This is a genomic window from Streptomyces sp. NPDC094143, from assembly GCF_040303825.1.
GTDB lineage: Bacteria > Actinomycetota > Actinomycetes > Streptomycetales > Streptomycetaceae > Streptomyces.
Genome location: NZ_JBEOTZ010000008.1, coordinates 70,009 through 87,235, shown reverse-complemented (window position 1 = coordinate 87,235; position 17,227 = coordinate 70,009). Strand labels below are relative to the sequence as shown.

14 protein-coding genes are annotated in these 17,227 nt (G+C 74.2%); 4 read left to right on the top strand and 10 right to left on the bottom strand.

From position 1 onward, the window contains the following. Window positions 1–156 precede the first annotated feature (156 nt). Window positions 157–2,037 (top strand): potassium channel family protein, encoded by a 1,881-nt coding sequence (locus ABTZ58_RS13225; RefSeq protein WP_351354632.1) that lies wholly within the window; start codon window positions 157–159, stop codon window positions 2,035–2,037. Window positions 2,038–2,151: 114 nt separating this feature from the next. Here the strand turns inward: ABTZ58_RS13225 and ABTZ58_RS13220 are convergent, their stop codons facing one another. Then, window positions 2,152–4,020 carry a S9 family peptidase gene (locus tag ABTZ58_RS13220; protein WP_351354629.1) on the bottom strand — a complete coding sequence of 623 codons (1,869 nt, stop codon included), beginning with the start codon at window positions 4,018–4,020 and terminating at the stop codon, window positions 2,152–2,154. A gap of 134 nt (window positions 4,021–4,154) precedes the next feature. On the opposite strand from ABTZ58_RS13220, the gene ABTZ58_RS13215 reads away from it, so the two are divergent. Further along, complete coding sequence (locus tag ABTZ58_RS13215) at window positions 4,155–4,949, top strand: SURF1 family protein (protein WP_351354626.1); 795 nt, start codon at window positions 4,155–4,157, stop codon at window positions 4,947–4,949. A gap of 168 nt (window positions 4,950–5,117) precedes the next feature. Here the strand turns inward: ABTZ58_RS13215 and ABTZ58_RS13210 are convergent, their stop codons facing one another. The 5 genes from ABTZ58_RS13210 to ABTZ58_RS13190 all read right to left on the bottom strand — a co-directional run bounded on the left by ABTZ58_RS13210 (window position 5,118) and on the right by ABTZ58_RS13190 (window position 10,298). Continuing rightward, window positions 5,118–6,152, bottom strand: a complete 1,035-nt coding sequence (locus ABTZ58_RS13210; RefSeq protein ID WP_351354624.1) for a hypothetical protein — start codon at window positions 6,150–6,152, stop codon at window positions 5,118–5,120. Window positions 6,153–6,268: 116 nt separating this feature from the next. Beyond that, window positions 6,269–6,844, bottom strand: coding sequence for a SigE family RNA polymerase sigma factor (locus ABTZ58_RS13205; protein ID WP_010032008.1), 576 nt, complete (start codon window positions 6,842–6,844; stop codon window positions 6,269–6,271). 519 nt (window positions 6,845–7,363) lie between these two features. Then, entirely contained in the window at window positions 7,364–8,440 is a 1,077-nt protein-coding gene (locus ABTZ58_RS13200) for an aspartate-semialdehyde dehydrogenase (RefSeq protein ID WP_351354620.1), read from the bottom strand. After that, window positions 8,440–9,717: an aspartate kinase gene (locus tag ABTZ58_RS13195; RefSeq protein WP_309095133.1), complete on the bottom strand. Its 1,278-nt coding sequence runs from the start codon at window positions 9,715–9,717 to the stop codon at window positions 8,440–8,442. The genes ABTZ58_RS13200 and ABTZ58_RS13195 overlap by 1 nt, the downstream gene beginning before the upstream one ends. 305 nt (window positions 9,718–10,022) lie before the next feature. Beyond that, window positions 10,023–10,298, bottom strand: a complete 276-nt coding sequence (locus tag ABTZ58_RS13190; protein WP_351354617.1) for a hypothetical protein — start codon at window positions 10,296–10,298, stop codon at window positions 10,023–10,025. A 198-nt stretch (window positions 10,299–10,496) separates the two neighbouring features. On the opposite strand from ABTZ58_RS13190, the gene ABTZ58_RS13185 reads away from it, so the two are divergent. Then, a complete protein-coding gene (locus ABTZ58_RS13185; protein ID WP_351354614.1) occupies window positions 10,497–11,333 on the top strand; it encodes a PhzF family phenazine biosynthesis protein in 837 nt (278 codons plus the stop codon). A gap of 4 nt (window positions 11,334–11,337) precedes the next feature. Here ABTZ58_RS13185 and ABTZ58_RS13180 read toward each other — a convergent pair whose 3' ends face one another. The 3 genes from ABTZ58_RS13180 to ABTZ58_RS13170 all read right to left on the bottom strand — a co-directional run bounded on the left by ABTZ58_RS13180 (window position 11,338) and on the right by ABTZ58_RS13170 (window position 13,025). Then, on the bottom strand, window positions 11,338–11,997 hold the full coding sequence (locus ABTZ58_RS13180; protein ID WP_351354611.1) for a DUF5063 domain-containing protein: 660 nt from the start codon (window positions 11,995–11,997) through the stop codon (window positions 11,338–11,340). Next, the gene (gene recR, locus ABTZ58_RS13175; protein ID WP_248510666.1) at window positions 11,990–12,589 is read right to left on the bottom strand and encodes a recombination mediator RecR; all 600 of its coding nucleotides are present in this window, start codon (window positions 12,587–12,589) and stop codon (window positions 11,990–11,992) included. The genes ABTZ58_RS13180 and recR overlap by 8 nt, the downstream gene beginning before the upstream one ends. Before the next feature lie 94 nt (window positions 12,590–12,683). Continuing rightward, window positions 12,684–13,025 carry a YbaB/EbfC family nucleoid-associated protein gene (locus ABTZ58_RS13170; RefSeq protein ID WP_309095136.1) on the bottom strand — a complete coding sequence of 114 codons (342 nt, stop codon included), beginning with the start codon at window positions 13,023–13,025 and terminating at the stop codon, window positions 12,684–12,686. 336 nt (window positions 13,026–13,361) lie between these two features. Between ABTZ58_RS13170 and ABTZ58_RS13165 the strand changes: the two genes are divergently transcribed. Continuing rightward, window positions 13,362–14,117: an SLATT domain-containing protein gene (locus ABTZ58_RS13165; RefSeq protein WP_351354607.1), complete on the top strand. Its 756-nt coding sequence runs from the start codon at window positions 13,362–13,364 to the stop codon at window positions 14,115–14,117. A gap of 692 nt (window positions 14,118–14,809) precedes the next feature. Here ABTZ58_RS13165 and ABTZ58_RS13160 read toward each other — a convergent pair. Beyond that, a complete protein-coding gene (locus ABTZ58_RS13160; RefSeq protein ID WP_351354604.1) occupies window positions 14,810–17,188 on the bottom strand; it encodes a serine/threonine-protein kinase in 2,379 nt (792 codons plus the stop codon). Between the last annotated feature and the right edge of the window lie 39 nt (window positions 17,189–17,227).

Below are 17,227 nucleotides of genomic sequence, written 5' to 3'. Positions count from 1 at the left end.
GGCATGTCCCTCCCCTCCCCTTGTGTACGGGCGGGGTGGTCCCGCCGTTCACACCGCACGGTCCCCTTCTTCTGGAACCAGCCCTCCCGGTGCGGCAGTCTTCTCCCCGTGGGGAGCGTTCCGAACCAGGGTCAGCCAGGTGTTCCGGCCACGCACATGATCGTGTGCGGTGACGACGGACTCGCGCACCGGCTGGCCGCCGAACTGCGCGGGGTCTACGGCGAACAGGTCACGCTCGTCGTGCCGCCCTCCGGGCGCCGGGTGCGGCAGCCGGTGGTCGGGCGGGCCCGGGCCGCGTCGGCCGCGCTGCTCGACCGGTTCGTGAACGCGGCCGCCGGCCGCACGGGCACGGGCACGGGCGGCGCCGAACCCGCGCCGGGCGAACAGGTCGTGGAGGCCGCCGAGATCACCGAGGCCGTGCTCGGCGAGGCGGGCGCCGACCGGGCGGCCGCGCTGGCGCTCGTGTACGACGACGACGAGACCAACATCCGCGCCGCGCTCACCGCCCGCCGGCTCAACCCCCGCCTGCGTCTCGTACTGCGCCTGTACAACCGGAGGTTGGGCCAGCACATCGAGGAGCTGCTGGACCAGGCGTCCGCCGTGGCCTCCGGAACGGGGCCGGGGCACGCCGGACTCGACGCGTCGACGACCGTGCTGTCCGACGCGGACACGGCCGCGCCCGCGCTGGCCGCCACCGCCCTCGTCGGCACCAGCAAGGTCGTCCAGACGGAAGGCCTGGTGCTGCGGGCGGTGGAGCGGCAGCCGCCGCTGCCGGGCGAGGTGGCCGACCCGGGGCTGTGCACGCTGGCGCTGCTGTCCGCGACGAGCAACGACCCGGCCGGGGCGGACGGTTCCGAGGGCAGCGGGGAGCAGGGGCCGCGGCTGCTGCCGGACGAGGCGGCGGTGGCGTCGGCGACCGGCCGCGGGACCGTGGTGCTGGAGCAGGTGTCGTACTCCGGGCCGTCCCTGCCGTCGGGGCGGGGTGGTGTGCCGCCGTTCGCCTCGCTGTTCTCACGCAGGCTGCGGTGGTCGCTGGCCGGACTGGTGGGGTGTGTGCTCGCGCTCGCCGTCGCGCTGATGGTCGTGACCGGGCAGCATCCGTTGTACGCGACGTATGTGACGCTGCTCGATCTGTTCGGCATCAACGATCCCGCGTACCACGCTTCGACGGGGCGCCAGATCCTCCAACTGCTCTCCGGACTGATCGGGTTGCTGCTGCTGCCGGTGCTGCTGGCCGCGGTGCTGGAGGCGCTGGGGACGTTCCGCAGCGCGTCGGCGCTGCGCAAGCCGCCGCGGGGACTCGGCGGGCATGTGGTGCTGCTGGGCCTCGGGAAGATCGGGACGCGGGTGCTGACGCGGCTGCGGGAACTGCACATTCCCGTGGTGTGCGTGGAGTCCGACCCGGAGGCGCGGGGGCTCGCCACGGCACGGCGGCTGCGGGTGCCCGTGGTGCTCGGGGACGTCACGCAGGAGGGGGTCCTGGAGGCGGCGAAGATCCACCGGGCGTCCGCGTTGCTGGCGCTCACCAGCGCGGACACCACGAACCTGGAGGCGTCGCTGTACGCCCGGTCCGTGCGGCCCGATCTGCGGGTGGTGCTGCGGCTGTACGACGACGACTTCGCGACCGCCGTGTACCGCACGCTCCGGGCCGCGCATCCGTCGGCCCTCACCCGGAGCCGGAGCGTGTCGCACCTGGCCGCGCCCGCGTTCGCCGGGGCGATGATGGGGCGCCAGATCCTCGGGGCGATCCCGGTGGAGCGGCGGGTGCTGCTGTTCGCGGAGATCGAGGTGGGCGGGCATCCGCAGCTGGAGGGGCGGACGGTGGGCGAGGCGTTCCGCGCCGGGGCGTGGCGGGTGCTGGCGCTCAACACGGCGCCCTCGACGCCGGGTGAGGAACGGGCGGCGGCATCGGGTCTGGTGTGGGATCTGCCTCCTACGTATGTGCTCGGGGCCGGGGACCGGGTGGTGCTGGCGGCGACGCGGCGGGGGCTGGCGGAGTTGCTGGGGCGGAGGCGGCGGGAGCGGGCGGGGGCGTGAACGCCGAGCGGTGACCTGTCATGGCCCGGCGTCACAAGGTGCCCGGCGTTGCCGGTGGGGCTGGGCGTCGGCGCAACCCGGCGCTGCGGGGTACCGCCCCCGGCCCGACCCGAGCTACCGGGCGCCCGGAACCCCCTTCAGATGCCGCTCCGCGAACTCCAGCTCCAGCCGTACCTGCTTGATCCGCTCGTCCACGACCAGCGACCCGTGCCCGGCGTCGTACCGGTACACCTCGTGGACCGCGCCCCGCGCCTCCAGGCGCTTGACGTAGTTCTCGATCTGGCGGATCGGGCAGCGGGGGTCGTTGACACCGGCCGAGATGTAGACGGGCGCCTTGACCTGGTCGACGTACGTGATCGGGGACGACGCCTCGAAGCGGTCGGGCACCTCCTCCGGTGTGCCGCCGAGGAGCGTGCGGTCCATCGCCTTCAGCGCCTCCATCTCGTCGTGGTACGCCGTGACGTAGTCCGCGACGGGCACCGCCGCGATGCCGAGGGCCCACGCGCCGGGCTGGACGCCGAGGCCGAGGAGGGTGAGGTAGCCGCCCCAGGAACCGCCGGTCAGGACGAGCCGCTCGGGGTCGGCCAGGCCCGAGGTGACGGCCCACTCGCGGACCGCGGCGATGTCCTCCAGTTCGATGAGGCCCACGCGGTGCTTCAGGGCGTCCGTCCAGGCCCGGCCGTAGCCCGTGGAGCCGCGGTAGTTGACACGGATCACCGCATAGCCGTGATCGACCCAGGCCGCCGGGCCCGCCGCGAAGGAGTCGCTGTCGTGCCAGGTCGGGCCGCCGTGGATGTCGAAGACCGTGGGGAGCGGGCCGGTGGCGCCCCGCGGCTTCTGGACGAGGGCGTGGATGCGGCCGCCCGGCCCCTCCACCCACACGTCCTCCACCGGCACCGAGCCGGGCGACTTCAGGCCGGGCGGGTCGAGGACGACACCGCCCGCCGTGGAGCGCACCGCCGACGGCTCGGCCGCCGAGGACCACAGGTACTCCACGCTGCCGCAGGGCCGGGCCGTGGCGCCGGAGACCGTGCCGGGCGGGGTCGGGATCTCCGTCAGGGCACGGCTCGCCAGGTCGTAGCGGAACAGCTCGCTGCGGGCCTCGAAGCCGTGCACGATGAGCAGAGCGCTGCCGTCCGGGTACCACTCGGCGCTGACGTCGCCGGGCAGCTCCAGCGCCAGGTCCGTCTGCTCGCCGGTGGCCACGTCCCAGACGAGGGGCTCCCAGCGGCCGCGGCGCTGGTGGCCGATGAGCAGGCGCGTGTCGCCGTCGACGGGAGCGAAGCCGAGGACCTCCAGGCCCAGTTCCCGGGTGCCGCCCTCGGTGTCGTCGAGATCGGCCACCGCCGTGCCGTCGGGGCGCAGCACGCGCAGGGCCGAGTGCATGGCGTCGCCGTGCTCGGTGTGCTCGATGGCGATGAGCGAACCGTCGTGGGAGAGGTCGCCGACGCCGGCCGACTCGCGGTGGCGGTAGATCTCCACCGGGGCCTGGCCGGTGCGGACCAGGTGGATCGTCGTGCCGTCCTCGTCCGTGGAGCGGCCGACGACCGCCGTGCGGCCGTCGCGGCAGAGGGCGAGGCCCGCCGGGTACGAGGCCTGAAGGCCCTCGGCGGCCGGCTCGTCCGGGCCGCCCTCGAAGGGCTGGCGGCGCCACACGCCGTACTCGTCGCCGTCCTTGTCGTCGAACCACCAGATCCACGCGCCGTCCGGCGACAGCACCCCGTCCGTCGTGCCGTTGGGCCGGTCCGTCACCTGGCGCTGCTCGCCCGTCGACCGGTCCCACGCGTACAGCTCGTACGTCCCCGTCGCGTTCGACACGAACAGGGAGCGGTCCGGCGCGTCCTGCGCCCAGTCGGGCAGGGACACCCGGGGCGCCCGGAAGCGCTTCTCCCAGTCGGGCATCCGCTCCTGCTGTCCCGCCTGTACCACGTGTTCGTGCTGGTCCCGTTCATCCCGTGCGCCGGGCCCGTTGCTCTCAGTCATGGCCCCATACTGCCCGCCCAGGCCGGTATCCCGCTGGCCAGGTCCCCAGCCTGTGGACAACCTCCACCGGTCCCCCTCCGGCCGTTGCCCACCCCGCGGGCCCGGGCGGGCCGGCAGCCCCGTACCGTGGGGGTGTGTACCGGTTTCTGCTGACGCCCCGATGGTGGGGGATCAACATCTTCGTACTGCTGTCGATCCCCTTCTGCATCTTCATGGGGTCCTGGCAGCTGGGCCGGTTCGAGGACCGCGTGCAGGACCATCGCACCGCGACCGAACAGGTCTCCGAGGCCGCGCGCGAGGCGCCGCGGCCGCTGGCGGAGATGCTGCCGGTGACCAAGGCGACGTCCGGCAGGCCGGTCACCGCGAGCGGGCGCTACGGCAAGCAGTTGCTGGTGCCGGGGCGGGAGCTCGACGGCAGGCAGGGCTTCTACGTGCTCACGCTGCTGCGCACCGACTCGGGTGAGGCGCTGCCGGTGGTGCGCGGCTGGCTGCCCGGGACCGCCGAAGCGGCGAAGGCACCGGCCGCGCCGCGGGGTGAGGTCACGGTGACCGGGGCGCTGCAGGCGTCGGAGACACCCGGGGACAACGGGGTCAGTGCGCAGGGTGGCCTGCCGGCCGGGCAGACCGGGGCGATCAGTGCGGCGTCGCTGGTGAACCTGGTGCCGTACGACGTGTACGACGCGTGGGTCACGCTGACGGAGGGCGACTCGGGGATGAAGGCCGTGCCGGCCGCGGCGCCGCCGGACACGGGTCTTGATCTGAAGGCGTTCCAGAACCTCGGTTACACCGCCGAGTGGTTCGCCTTCGTGGGGTTCGTGATCTTCATGTGGTTCCGGCTGCTGCGGCGCGAGGTGGAGTTCGCGCGGGACGCGGCGCTGGGGCTGGTGCCGGACGAGGAGCCGGCCACCGCGGACGCCGGGGCGAGGTGAACCGGCGGCGCCGCCAGGCGTATTGATCACGAGCGTTGCCGACAGGGCCGGGTGGGTCCCCGGCCCGGCCTCAGCGGGGCGCCTTCCCCGGCTCTCGCCATCGCTCCCGGCGGGGAACCCCCGGGCCCGCCCGTGCCGCCGCAGCGGCACGAGTGCGACTGCCCGCGGCTACGCCAGCATCCCCGTCCAGTACACCGTCCCCGCGCACGCGTTCGGGACCACGACCGAGGTCGCGCCGGAGCCCGTGCCGGGCGTGTAGGTGACGGCGACGCTGCCGTCGACCGTGCCGTCCTCCCTGGCCAGTTGCGGGGCCGTGCCCGTGTCGCCGCCCGTGGACGTGCCGGCCGTGGTCGCCGGGTCCTCCGTGGGGGTCGGGTCGGGGGTGGGGTCGGGGCCGCCGACGCTGCCGCCGTCCGACGGGCAGGTCTCCGAGGGCACCCAGGCGAACTTCACGTCGTAGCCGAGGCCCGGCTGGAGCACCAGCTCGGCGGCCTCGAGGGACGGGTCGGGCAGCAGGCCGGCCGCCGCGTCCCCGGCCATGTGCCGGGCCGAGCCGACCTTGCTGATGTCGGCCGCGCCCTGCGGCAGCGCGCTCACCGAGCCGAGGGCGGTGACCGTACAGGCCGCGCCGGAGACGTTGGTGACGCGGAAGGAGCCGGAGACGGCGCCGGTGGAGTCGGGGGCGTTGCTGCTCCCGGACGCCGGGCCGAGCTGGGCCGCGGTGCAGGCGGGGATGCCGACGGCGGTGGTGGAGGAGGGGCCGGTGCCCTGGGACGAGCCGGTGCCCGTGCCGGAGCCGCCCTCGCCCTTCTCCTTCTCCTTCTTGTCGTCCTTCTCCTTGCCCTCGGTCTTGCCCGAGGAGCCGCCCGCGGTGCTCTCACCGCCGTCGGGGCCCTTGCCCTGGCTCGCGCCGCCCTGGGTCTCGGAGGCGTGGCCGATGGCGGAGGGGTTGGCGTCGGGGCCGGTGGCGTTGGAGACGTGGACGAGGGCGGGGATGGCGGTGCCGATGAAGAGCGCGGCGGCGGCCGCGCCCACGACGGCCTGCCGCTTGCGGGTGCGTCGTTGGGGCACCGCCTTGCGCAGGTACTCCAGCGTGCCGTCGCGCGGCTCCACCTCCTGCACCGCCTGGTGCAGCATCGTGCGCAGGTCCAGCTCGTCCGAGTCGAGCCCCTGGGGGCCCTGGTCGTCGGGGCCGTGGTTCACAGTTCCGTTCCCAGCGTGCGATTGCTTCGGATCTTGCCCGTGCAGCCTTGTCGGCTCGTGCCACTCGAAGGGCTCGTGCCGGTCGCGCCCGTCACGGCGCGCGCCGTCCGGTTCGTTCATGCCGGCGCCTCCATGGCCAGCCTGAGCGCCGCGATCCCGCGCGAGCCGTACGCCTTGACCGAGCCCAGGGATATGCCGAGCGTCTCGGCGACCTGCGCCTCGGTCATGTCCGCGAAGTAGCGCAGCACGAGCACCTCGCGCTGGCGGCGCTGCAGGCCCTTCATCGCCTTGATGAGCGAGTCGCGCTCCAGCTGGTCGTAGGCGCCTTCCTCGGCGCTGGCCATGTCGGGCATGGGCTTCGACAGCAGCTTCAGGCCGAGGATGCGGCGCCGCAGCGCCGAGCGCGAGAGGTTGACGACCGTCTGGCGCAGGTAGGCCAGTGTCTTCTCGGGGTCGCGGACCCGCTTGCGGGCGGAGTGGACACGGATGAAGGCCTCCTGGACGACGTCCTCGCAGGAGGCGGTGTCGTCGAGGAGGAGCGCGGCGAGACCCAGCAGCGAGCGGTAGTGCGCCCGGTAGGTCTCGGTGAGGTGGTCGACGGTCGTACCGGCCGCGACACCGTCCTCGGCGCCGTCACGCTGGTTCGGGATGCGGGCCGGCCGCGCTGCGGGCACGGGGGCGATCACCGGCATGCCACCGGGCGTACCGGGCATGCGGGGTCGGAGAGCCGCCGGACGGGCCGGTCGAAGGACCGTGCCGCGTGCCGCGCTGAAGTCGAGTACCTCTGCCACGCCTGTTGGACACGCTGACCCCCGTGAGGGTTGTACGTGCCGGGCATCTCTTTCACGCCGACCGTCGCCGCCGACGGTCTACCCGCGTCAGGCAGCACAACCGATGGTGCGTCAAATGCCCTCATGCGTCCCGCTCTTCCCCTATGTCCAGATGTGAACGGACGTCCCCACGTCCGGTTCCAGGCGTCCCCACGCCTGATGAAGCGCTCCCACGGCCGAAGAGGCGACCGCAAAGACGCTCCCCGCCCTCCGCGCGGTTGCGGAGGGCGGGGAGGTAAATCCTCTGTTGCCTACGGGCCCGGGACAAGTGGTCCGGATCATCGACCGGCTCACATGTCGTCCACAGATCCTACAAACCGCCTCTGACATCGGCCCGGGGTTTTGCGCGGCGAGGGTCCCCGCGCACCCGGGCCCCGTCCGTCAGGACGGTTCGGCCGCCACCAGCTCGGCGATCTGCGCGGTGTTGAGCGCGGAACCCTTGCGCAGGTTGTCCCCGCACACGAAGAGTTCGAGCGCCGTGGGGTCGTCCAGCGCCCGGCGCACCCGCCCGACCCAGGTGGGGTCGGTGCCGACGACGTCGGCGGGGGTCGGGAACTCCCCGGCCGCCGGGTTGTCGAACAGCACCACCCCCGGCGCCGTGGCGAGGATCTCGCGGGCCTTGTCGACGGTGACCTCGCCCTCGAAGCGGGCGTGCACGGTCAGGGAGTGCGTGGTGACCACCGGGACGCGCACACAGGTGACGGCCACCGGCAGCTCGGGCAGCCCGAGGATCTTGCGGGTCTCGCCGCGCACCTTCAGCTCCTCCGAGGACCAGCCGTCGTCCCGGGGCTCACCGGCCCACGGCACGACGTTCAGCGCGACCGGCTCCGGGAACGGCCCGGTGCGGTCGCCGACGGCCCGCCGTACGTCACCGGGGCTGGTGCCCAGCTCGGTGCCGGCGACCAGGGACAGCTGCTGCCGCAGGGTCGCCACGCCGGCGCGCCCGGCGCCGCTGACGGCCTGGTACGAGGAGGCGACCAGCTCGCGCAGCCCGAACTCGGCGTGCAGCGCGCCCAGGGCCACGATCATGGAGAGCGTCGTGCAGCTGGGGTTGGCGACGATGCCGCGCGGGCGCATGCGTACGGCGTGCGGGTTGACCTCGGGCACGACGAGGGGCACGTCCGGGTCCATCCGGAACGTGCCCGAGTTGTCGACCACCACCGCGCCCTTGGCGGCGGCCAGGGGCGCCCACCGCCCGGCGACCTCGTCGGGGACGTCGAACAGGGCGACGTCGACGCCGTCGAAGACCTCCTCGGTGAGCGCCAGGACCTCGGTCTGCTCCCCGCGCACGGTCAGCTTGCGGCCGGCCGAGCGCGGGGAGGCGACGAGTCGGATCTCGCCCCAGATGTCCGCCCGCTGGGAGAGGATCTGGAGCAGGACCGTGCCGACGGCTCCGGTCGCTCCCACCACGGCGAGCGTGGGCCGGCCCGATCGGCCGGTCTGCCCGGGTCCGGCCATCAGCGGCCGGTGCCCCCGTAGACGACGGCCTCGTCGCTGTCGGAGTCGAGCCCGAACGCCGAGTGCACGGCGCGGACGGCCTCGGGGACGTCGTCGGCGCGGGTGACGACCGAGATGCGGATCTCGGAGGTCGAGATCAGCTCGATGTTGACGCCCGCGTCGGACAGGGCCGTGAAGAAGTCGGCCGTGACGCCCGGGTTGGTCTTCATGCCGGCGCCGACGAGGGAGATCTTGCCGATCTGGTCGTCGTAGCGCAGGGAGTCGAAGCCGATCCCGGCCTTGTTCTTCTCCAGCGCGTCGATGGCCTTGCGGCCCTCGGTCTTCGGCAGCGTGAAGGAGATGTCCGTCAGGCCCGTGGAGGCGGCGGACACGTTCTGCACGACCATGTCGATGTTGATCTCGGCGTCGGCGATCGTGCGGAAGATCGAGGCCGCCTCGCCCGGCTTGTCCGGCACGCCGACGACCGTGACCTTGGCCTCGGAGGTGTCGTGCGCGACACCGGAGATGAGAGCCTGCTCCACCTGCTTGTCCCCTTGCTCGATCGGCTCGCTGCTGACCCACGTGCCCTGCAGTCCGCTGAAACTGGACCGGACGTGGATCGGGATGTTGTAGCGGCGGGCGTACTCCACGCAGCGGTGGAGCAGCACCTTGGACCCGGACGCCGCCAGTTCGAGCATGTCCTCGAAGGAGATCCAGTCGATCTTCCGGGCCTTCTTCACCACGCGCGGGTCGGCGGTGAACACGCCGTCGACGTCGGTGTAGATCTCGCACACGTCCGCGTCGAGCGCGGCCGCGAGGGCCACCGCCGTGGTGTCGGAGCCGCCGCGGCCGAGGGTGGTGATGTCCTTGGTGTCCTGGCTGACGCCCTGGAAACCGGCGACGATCGCGATGTTGCCCTCGTCCACCGAGGTCTTGATGCGCCCCGGCGTGACGTCGATGATCCGGGCTTTGTTGTGGACCGAGTCGGTGATGACACCTGCCTGGCTGCCGGTGAACGACTGGGCCTCGTGCCCCAGGTTCTTGATCGCCATGGCCAGCAGGGCCATGGAGATCCGCTCTCCGGCGGTCAGCAGCATGTCGAGCTCGCGCCCGGCAGGCATCGGGGAAACCTGCTCGGCGAGATCGATCAGCTCGTCCGTCGTGTCGCCCATCGCGGAAACGACGGCAACCACCTGGTTGCCGTTCTGCTTCGCTTCCACGATCCGCTTGGCGACGCGCTTGATGCCCTCGGCATCGGCTACGGAGGAGCCTCCGTACTTCTGCACGACAAGGCCCACGTGCGCTCCTCGCTCAATCCGTCTCTATCCGCTCATACGCATTCGTACCGCGGTCGGCTCAGTCTAACGAGCGTCCGAAAATCCCCTCCGCGATATCGCATGGTGAGATCCGCCGCCCGTCCAGGGGGGCTCATGCCCATCTGGCCACGGGCCACGCGAGAAAGTGCCCGGCGTCACAGGCGGCCCGCACCCCGCCTGGTGACGACGCAGTCGACGACACCGGCACCGCGGGCGTCCAGCTCACTCGGGGTGAGGCTCCGGTGGCGCCGGTGCCCGGGGTGTCGCCCGTCGAGGCGGAGCCGATGTCACCGCCCGCGGCGATCGAGCGCTCGCCGGAGGCGGTCACGGTCCGGGGCGCCGGCGGGCCGGACGGGCCGGGGGACGCCGGGGCTCCCGGCGGCGGGGGCGCGGGTGACGGGGGCGCCGGGCCGCCGCCCGTCGGGGACCGTGCCGATGGTGCCGCCCGCGGCGACCGACCGCGGGCCGCCCGCGTGACCGGCGTACCGCCGGACGCGCTGCCCCGCGGCCCTTCCGTACAGCACCAGCGCCAGGCCGATCAGCGCGGCGGCGCCGCCGGCCACACCGGCTCAGGGGTCGGCCGCCTCGACGTCCAGCACCGCCCCCACGACCGGCCCGAGTGCCCCGGCCGCGCACAGCCCGATCCCGTCCACGTCAACGCCGTCGCACGTCCCGTCGCCCTGGGGCCGTCATCGCGCCGGCGGACGGGGCGCGGGAAAACCCGGCCGCGGGGACACCGTGCGCGCGTTACCTTCGGCGCCATGGAGATACTGCGCTACGTGGCGTTCAGCACGGATCCCGGGGGCGGCAATCCCGCGGGGGTGGTGCTCGACGCGAGCGGTGCCGACGAGGCGGCGATGCTGGCGGCGGCCGCCGAAGTGGGCTACTCGGAAACGGCGTTCGTCACCCCGGCCTGCGACGGCTCCCTGGCCGTCAGGTACTTCAGCCCGCTGGCCGAGGTGCCCTTCTGCGGCCACGCCACGGTCGCGACGGCCGTGGCCCACGCTCAGCGGCACGGCACCGGGCGCCTGCTGCTGCGCACGGCGGCGGGCCTGGTCCCCGTCACGACCGAGCGGGCGGCGGACGGCACGCTCGTGGCGACCCTGGTGAGCGTCGCGCCGCGCACGGCGCCGATCGGCGAGGCGGACCTGGCCGAACTCCTGGGGATCCTGGGCTGGTCGGCGGCGGACCTGGACCCGGACCTGCCGCCGCGCGTGGCCTACGGCGGGGCCTGGCACCCGGTCATCGCCGCCGCGAGCCGGGAGCGGCTGGCCGGCCTGGAGTACGACATGCCCGCGCTGACCGCCCTCATGGCCCGCGCCGGCTGGACCACGATCGACCTGGTCCGGCGGGAGTCACCCACGGTCTTCCACGCCCGCAACCCGTTCCCGCCCGGCGGTGTCGTCGAGGACCCGGCGACGGGCGCGGCGGCGGCCGCGTTCGGCGGCTACCTCAGGGAACTCGGACTCGTCACGCCTCCGGTCACGCTGACGATCCATCAGGGCGCCGACATGGGACGGCCGAGCGTGATCACGGTGTCGGTGCCGGAGGGCACGGACACCGGAATCGCCGTCACCGGCACGGCCGTTCCGCTCTGACCGGTCACTTGGCCGGGCGCAGCCCCAGGGGGCCCGCGATCTCCTCCGCCATGACCCGGCCCGCCTCGATCTCCAGCGTGTCGTCGCCCATGCCCTGGTCCGTGTCCAGCCCGTCGAGTTCGGCGAGGGGCTGGTCGAGGCGGACGTGGGCGAGGACCGACTGCAGGGCCCGCAGGGTGGCCGAGGCGGTGGAGCCCCAGTTGGAGAAGTACGAGAACTGCCACCACCACAGGGCCTCGGTGGTGCGCCCGGCGCGGTAGTGGGCCATGCCGTGGCGCAGGTCCGTGATGACGTCCGTGAGGTCGTCGGAGATCCGGGCCGGCACGGGGGCCTTGCGGGGCTCGTACGGGTCGAAGACCTCGGAGTAGACGTCGACGGGGTCCAGCAGGCGGGCCAGGTTCTCGCGCAGCTCGTCGACGTCCGCGTCCGGGCCCGTGTCGGGCTCGTAGCGCTCGTCGGGCACGATGTCCTCGTGCGCGCCGAGCCGGCCGCCGGCCAGGAGGAGCTGGGAGACCTCCAGGAGGAGGAAGGGCACGGCCGATTCCGGCTCGTCGCCCTTGGCGACCTCCGTGACGGCGACCAGGAAGCTCTCGATCTGGTCCGCGATCTGGACCGCGAAGTCGTCCGGATTCTGGTCGGTCGCGTGCAGCGTGGCGTCAGACATCTAGGAGTCGTCTCCCCTCGAAGGCGCGGCCGAGCGTGACCTCGTCCGCGTATTCCAGGTCGCCGCCCACCGGGAGGCCGCTGGCCAGGCGGGTGACCTTCAGGCCCATCGGTTTGATCATGCGGGCGAGGTACGTCGCCGTCGCCTCGCCCTCCAGGTTCGGGTCCGTGGCGAGGATGAGCTCGGTGACGGTGCCGTCGGCGAGACGGGCCAGGAGCTCCCTGATGCGCAGGTCGTCCGGGCCCACCCCGTCGATCGGGCTGATCGCGCCGCCCAGGACGTGGTACCGGCCCCGGAACTCGCGCGTGCGCTCGATCGCCACGACGTCCTTGGGCTCCTCGACCACGCAGATGACGGCCCGGTCGCGGCGGGTGTCGCGGCAGATGTTGCACAGCTCCTCCTGCGCGACGTTGCCGCAGGTCGCGCAGAAGCGGACCTTCGCCTTGACCTCCATCAGGGCCTGCGCGAGACGCCGTACGTCCGTCGGCTCCGCCTGGAGGATGTGGAAGGCGATCCGCTGGGCGCTCTTGGGACCGACGCCGGGCAGCCGCCCCAGCTCGTCGATCAGGTCCTGGACCACGCCTTCGTACAACGGACTGCCCTTCTGGGATCTTCGAGGCCGGTACGCGACCTCCCGTACGTACCGTAGTTGTCAGCCGCCTGTCCGAGGAAGGCGGTACGCGGGGTCAGAACGGCAGGCCGGGGATGCCGCCGCCGCCCAGGCCCTGCGCGAGCGGGCCCAGCTTCTGCTGCTGGAGCGCCTGCGCGTTCTCGTTGGCCGCCTGCACGGCCGCCACGACGAGGTCGGCGAGGGTCTCGGTGTCCTCCGGGTCCACCGCCTTCGGGTCGATCTTCAGGGCCCGCAGCTCGCCGGCGCCGGTGACGGTGGCCTTCACCAGGCCGCCGCCCGCCTGCCCGTCGACCTCCGTCTGCGCCAGTTCCTCCTGCGCCCGCGCCAGGTCCTGCTGCATCTTCTGGGCCTGCTGAAGCAGCTGCTGCATGTTGGGCTGGCCACCACCGGGGATCACGATCAGCTCCTTGCTCGGTACGGGTTTTCCCGTTCGGCACGAGCCTACGTGGTCGCGCCTGCCGTCGCCCCGGCACTCTTTCGAGTGAGTCCCCCTCGCGCCCCATAACCGATCAAGGAATACTTCCGGGCGGAAAAGCGGCGAAAGCCACGCCTTCGCCACCCACAGGGGGGTAGGAAGGGTCCGGCGCGTTCCGGACGCGGACCTCACGTGTCATGCGTGTCGGGTGTGTCACGTGGGTCGGGTCGTCGTGTCGGTGGGTCGCGTCGGTGGGTCGCGCAGCGTGATCGGTGAGCGCACCGTGCGTGGTCGTTCGTGCTCAGTAGGGAGTGCCGGGTGGGTCAGCCGGAGATGCAGCCCGAGGGGCCGCCTCAGGACGGGCGTGGCGAGCAGGCGGCCCGGCCGCGGCCGGGCGATCTGACCGGGCGGCCCCTTCCGCTCGGGGACTGGGGCGAGCCGGCGGCCCGGCTGGACGAGCTGTACCGGTGGGTGGAGCGCGGGGCGCTGTGCACGGCGGCCTGGTACCTGGCGGACCGGGTGTGGAAGCGGCGGTGCGCGCGGAGCCTGCGCTGCGGGGCCGCGGTGGGGGCGGTGACCGGGGTCGCCCTGCCGCTGCTGGACCTGACCGGGGTGGTGGGCGGGATCGCGCCCTGGGGGTGTCTGGCGCTGCTGCTGGGCGTGGCGTGCGTGGCCGTCGACCGGTACTTCGGGCTGACGTCCGGGTGGATGCGGGACGTGGCGACCGCGCAGGCCGTGCAGCGGCGGTTGCAGGCGCTGCAGTTCGACTGGGCGGCCGAGAGCGTGCGCGAGGTGCTGGGGCCGACGGAGGGCACGGCCGGGGATGCGGCCGAGCGGTGCCTGGGGGTGCTGCGGAGGTTCTCCGAGGACGTCACCGAGCTGGTGCGCGTGGAGACGGCCGACTGGATGGGGGAGTTCCGGGGCGGGGGCGCGCCGGTGGGCGTGCAGGCGGTGGTGTTCCCGGGCGGGGGCCGGTCGGCGGAGGCGGGAGGCGTGAACGGCAGGTTCCCCGTGCCGCCGCACGGCGGGCCCCGTCCGAACATGCCCCGCCAGCGCCCGCCGGAGCCGAGGTGAGGACCCGGGCAGCCCGGTCAGCCCGGACGGCCGGAGCGGCGCAGACGACCGGGACGGCCCAGGCGGCCCAGACAGCCCGGATGGGGCCGGAGCGGCCCGGACGGCCGGAGCGGCCCAGACGACCTGGACGGCCGGAGCGGCCCAGGTAGCCCGGACGGCCGGAGCGGCGCAGGCAGCCGGAGCGGCGCAGGCAGCCTGGACGACCCGGACTACCTGGACGGCCGGGGCAGCCCAGGCGGCCCGGACGGCCGGAGTGGCCCGGACGGCCTGGACGGCCTAGGCGGCCGGGGCGGCGCAGGCAGCCCGGAGCGGCCTGAGCGGCTCGGACGGCCGGAGCGGCGCAGGCAGCCGGAGCAGCCCGGAGCGGCCTGAGCGGCTCGGACGGCCGGAGCGGCGCAGGCGGCCGGAGCGGCCCGGCGTCACGCCGGGTCGGGGAACGCGACCGGGCTGCGCAGGCCCGGCCTGCCGGCCGCCCGCGCGCCGAAGAACACGTTGTCTTCGACAGGTCCACCCCGTGGGCCGTCACGTCGCCCACCGGGATCACGTGGGTCCACTCCGGCGACGTCGTCTCCCGCCAGACCACCTCGTAGCCCGCGAGGCCGGAGTCGGGACCCCGGTCCGCACCAGTTCCGTCGTCCTCCCGGGGCCGGGGGCGCCGACCCCTCAGGCATGCGCCGCAGCAGGAGAGTTCGTCACTGCCTCGTGTACGTCAGCCGTTCGCCGCTGCTCGTGTTGGTGCGCTGGAGCGTGCCGTCCGGCAGGACGGTGATCTCGGTGGCCGCGCCCGGGGTGCAGGCGGTGCGCGGCTGGCCGACGGTCACGGTGGACGGGCCGATCCTCAGCGGGCCGTCGGCGCCGGGCGCGGCGGTCAGTTCGCCCTCGAACACGCAGTGGTAGGTGCCGCCGCCCTTGGTCGGGCCGTCCGCCACGAGGGACAGGACCGTGTCGCCCGGCTCGCCCTGCTGGAGGGTGAGCCGGCGGGTGTGCTGTCCGTCGGCGTTGTCGATGGTGGTGGTCCAGGTGCCGAGGTACGCCGTCGGGATCGTGCCGTCCGCCGGGGAGGGGGAGGCCGTCGGCGACGGGCCCTGGGTGGTCGGGGGCGCGCCGGTGCTGTGCGTCGGGGAGGGCTGCGCGTGGTCGCCGGTCCCGTCCCCGCCGCCGCCCTGCATCAGGGCGTACACCGTCCCGCCCGCCGCCAGCGCCACGACCAGGGCGATCACGACGAGCAGCGCGGTGGACCGGCCGTCGCGCCGGGGCGGCTCCTGCCCGGGACCGTACGGCGGGGTCGGGCCGTAGGGCGGCGGCCCGTAGGGCGGGGTGGAACCGAGTCCGCCGTAGCCGGGGTACGCCGGTGCGGCACCGCCCGGGGAGCCGGGCTGGGGGTGCTGCTGCGGGTAGCCGTAGGCCGGGTACGGGGGCGGAGGCGTCCGGGCATGCGGCGGGATGCCCGGGCCGGGGGGTGCGGGGGTGGGCCGGCCCTGGCCCGCGACCATGGTGGGCAGGTGATTCAGCGGCGCCCCCGAGCCCGGGACACCCGGCGTCCCCGAGCCCGGCGCACCCGGCGGAGGCGGACCGGGCACCGGCGGCACGGGGCCGGGACCGGACGCGTCGGCTACGTGGGCGTGTTCCGGGGTGGCGCCGGGGCCGCCGGTCGGGGCGTGCTCGGGGCCGTGACCGGGGTGTGCGGGGCGCCCGGCGGGGGCGGAGCCGGGGCCGGACGGCCCGACGGCACCGGCGGAAGCGGCACCGCCGACACCACCGGCACCGGCGGAGCCGGAAGAGCCCGCCGGACCCGAGGGCCTCGCAGGACCGGAAGGACCCGCCGGACCCGAGGCAGGTTGGTCCGCCGGACCGTAGGCAGATTGGTCCGCCGGACCGTAGGCAGGTAGGCCCGCCGGACCGTAGGCAGGTAGGCCCGCCGGACCGGAGGCAGATTGGTCCGCCGGACCGGAGGCAGGTAGGCCCGCCGGACCCGAGGCGTATTGGTCCGCCGGACCGGAGCCGGGTCGGCCCGCCGGACCCGGGCCGGGTCGGTCCGCGGGATCCGGGCCCTGAGAGCCGGGTGCAGGCGACCCGCTTTCCCCACCGGCGCCGCCCGCCGCGTCCGCCCCGGCCCGGGATCCCGGCCCGGGGCCCGGTGCCGGTTCGCCCTCCGGGTTCTCCGCGTCCAGCAACCGCACCGCGTGCCGCCCCAGTTGGGCCACCAGTGCGCTCGGGAGCCACGGGTCGAGGGCGCGGCCGTCGGCGACGGTGTCGTCCGCGCCCGTGCGCCGCAGGACGTGGTCGAGGGACGGCCGGGCGGCCGGGTCCTTGCGCAGGCAGTCGCGGACCAGGTCGGCGATGCCCTCCGGCACGCCCTCCAGGTCCGGTTCCTCCTGGGCGATGCGGAACATCAGGGCGTGCACGCCGCTGTTGGCGGTGCCGAACGGCAGCTTGCCGGTGGCGGCGTAGGCGAGGACCGAGCCGAGGCAGAAGACGTCGCACGCCGGGGTGATGCGGTCGCCCCGCACCTGCTCGGGCGCCATGAAGCCCGGCGATCCGACGAGCGCGCCGGTGCGCGTGAGCCCGCCGTCGGTCACCGTCTCCAGGGCACGCGCGATGCCGAAGTCGATGACGCGCGGGCCGTCGATGGTGACGAGCACGTTGGACGGCTTGAGGTCGCGGTGGACGATGCCGGCCGCGTGGATGTCCTGGAGCGCGTGCGCGAGCCCGGCCGCGAGGATGCGCACGGTCCGCTCCGGCAGGGCCCCGTGGTCGTGCCCGACGACCTGCTGCAGGCTCGGCCCGGCGACGTACCCGGTGGCGACCCACGGCACGGCGGCCTCGGTGTCCGCGTCCAGCACCGGCGCCGTCCAGTACCCGCCGACCTGCCGCGCGGCCCGCACCTCCTGCCGGAACCGCTCGCGGAACTCCTCCTGCGCGGCCAGTTCCTCGCGGACCAGCTTCACGGCGACGGTGCGGCCCCGCTCCGAGCGGGCCAGGTACACGTGTCCCATGCCTCCCGCACCGAGCCGCGCCAGCAACCGGTACGCACCGATGTGCTGCGGATCCCCCGGTCCCAACGTCTCCATCGCTCAGCCGCCTTCCCCCACACGCGAGCAACGGATCGA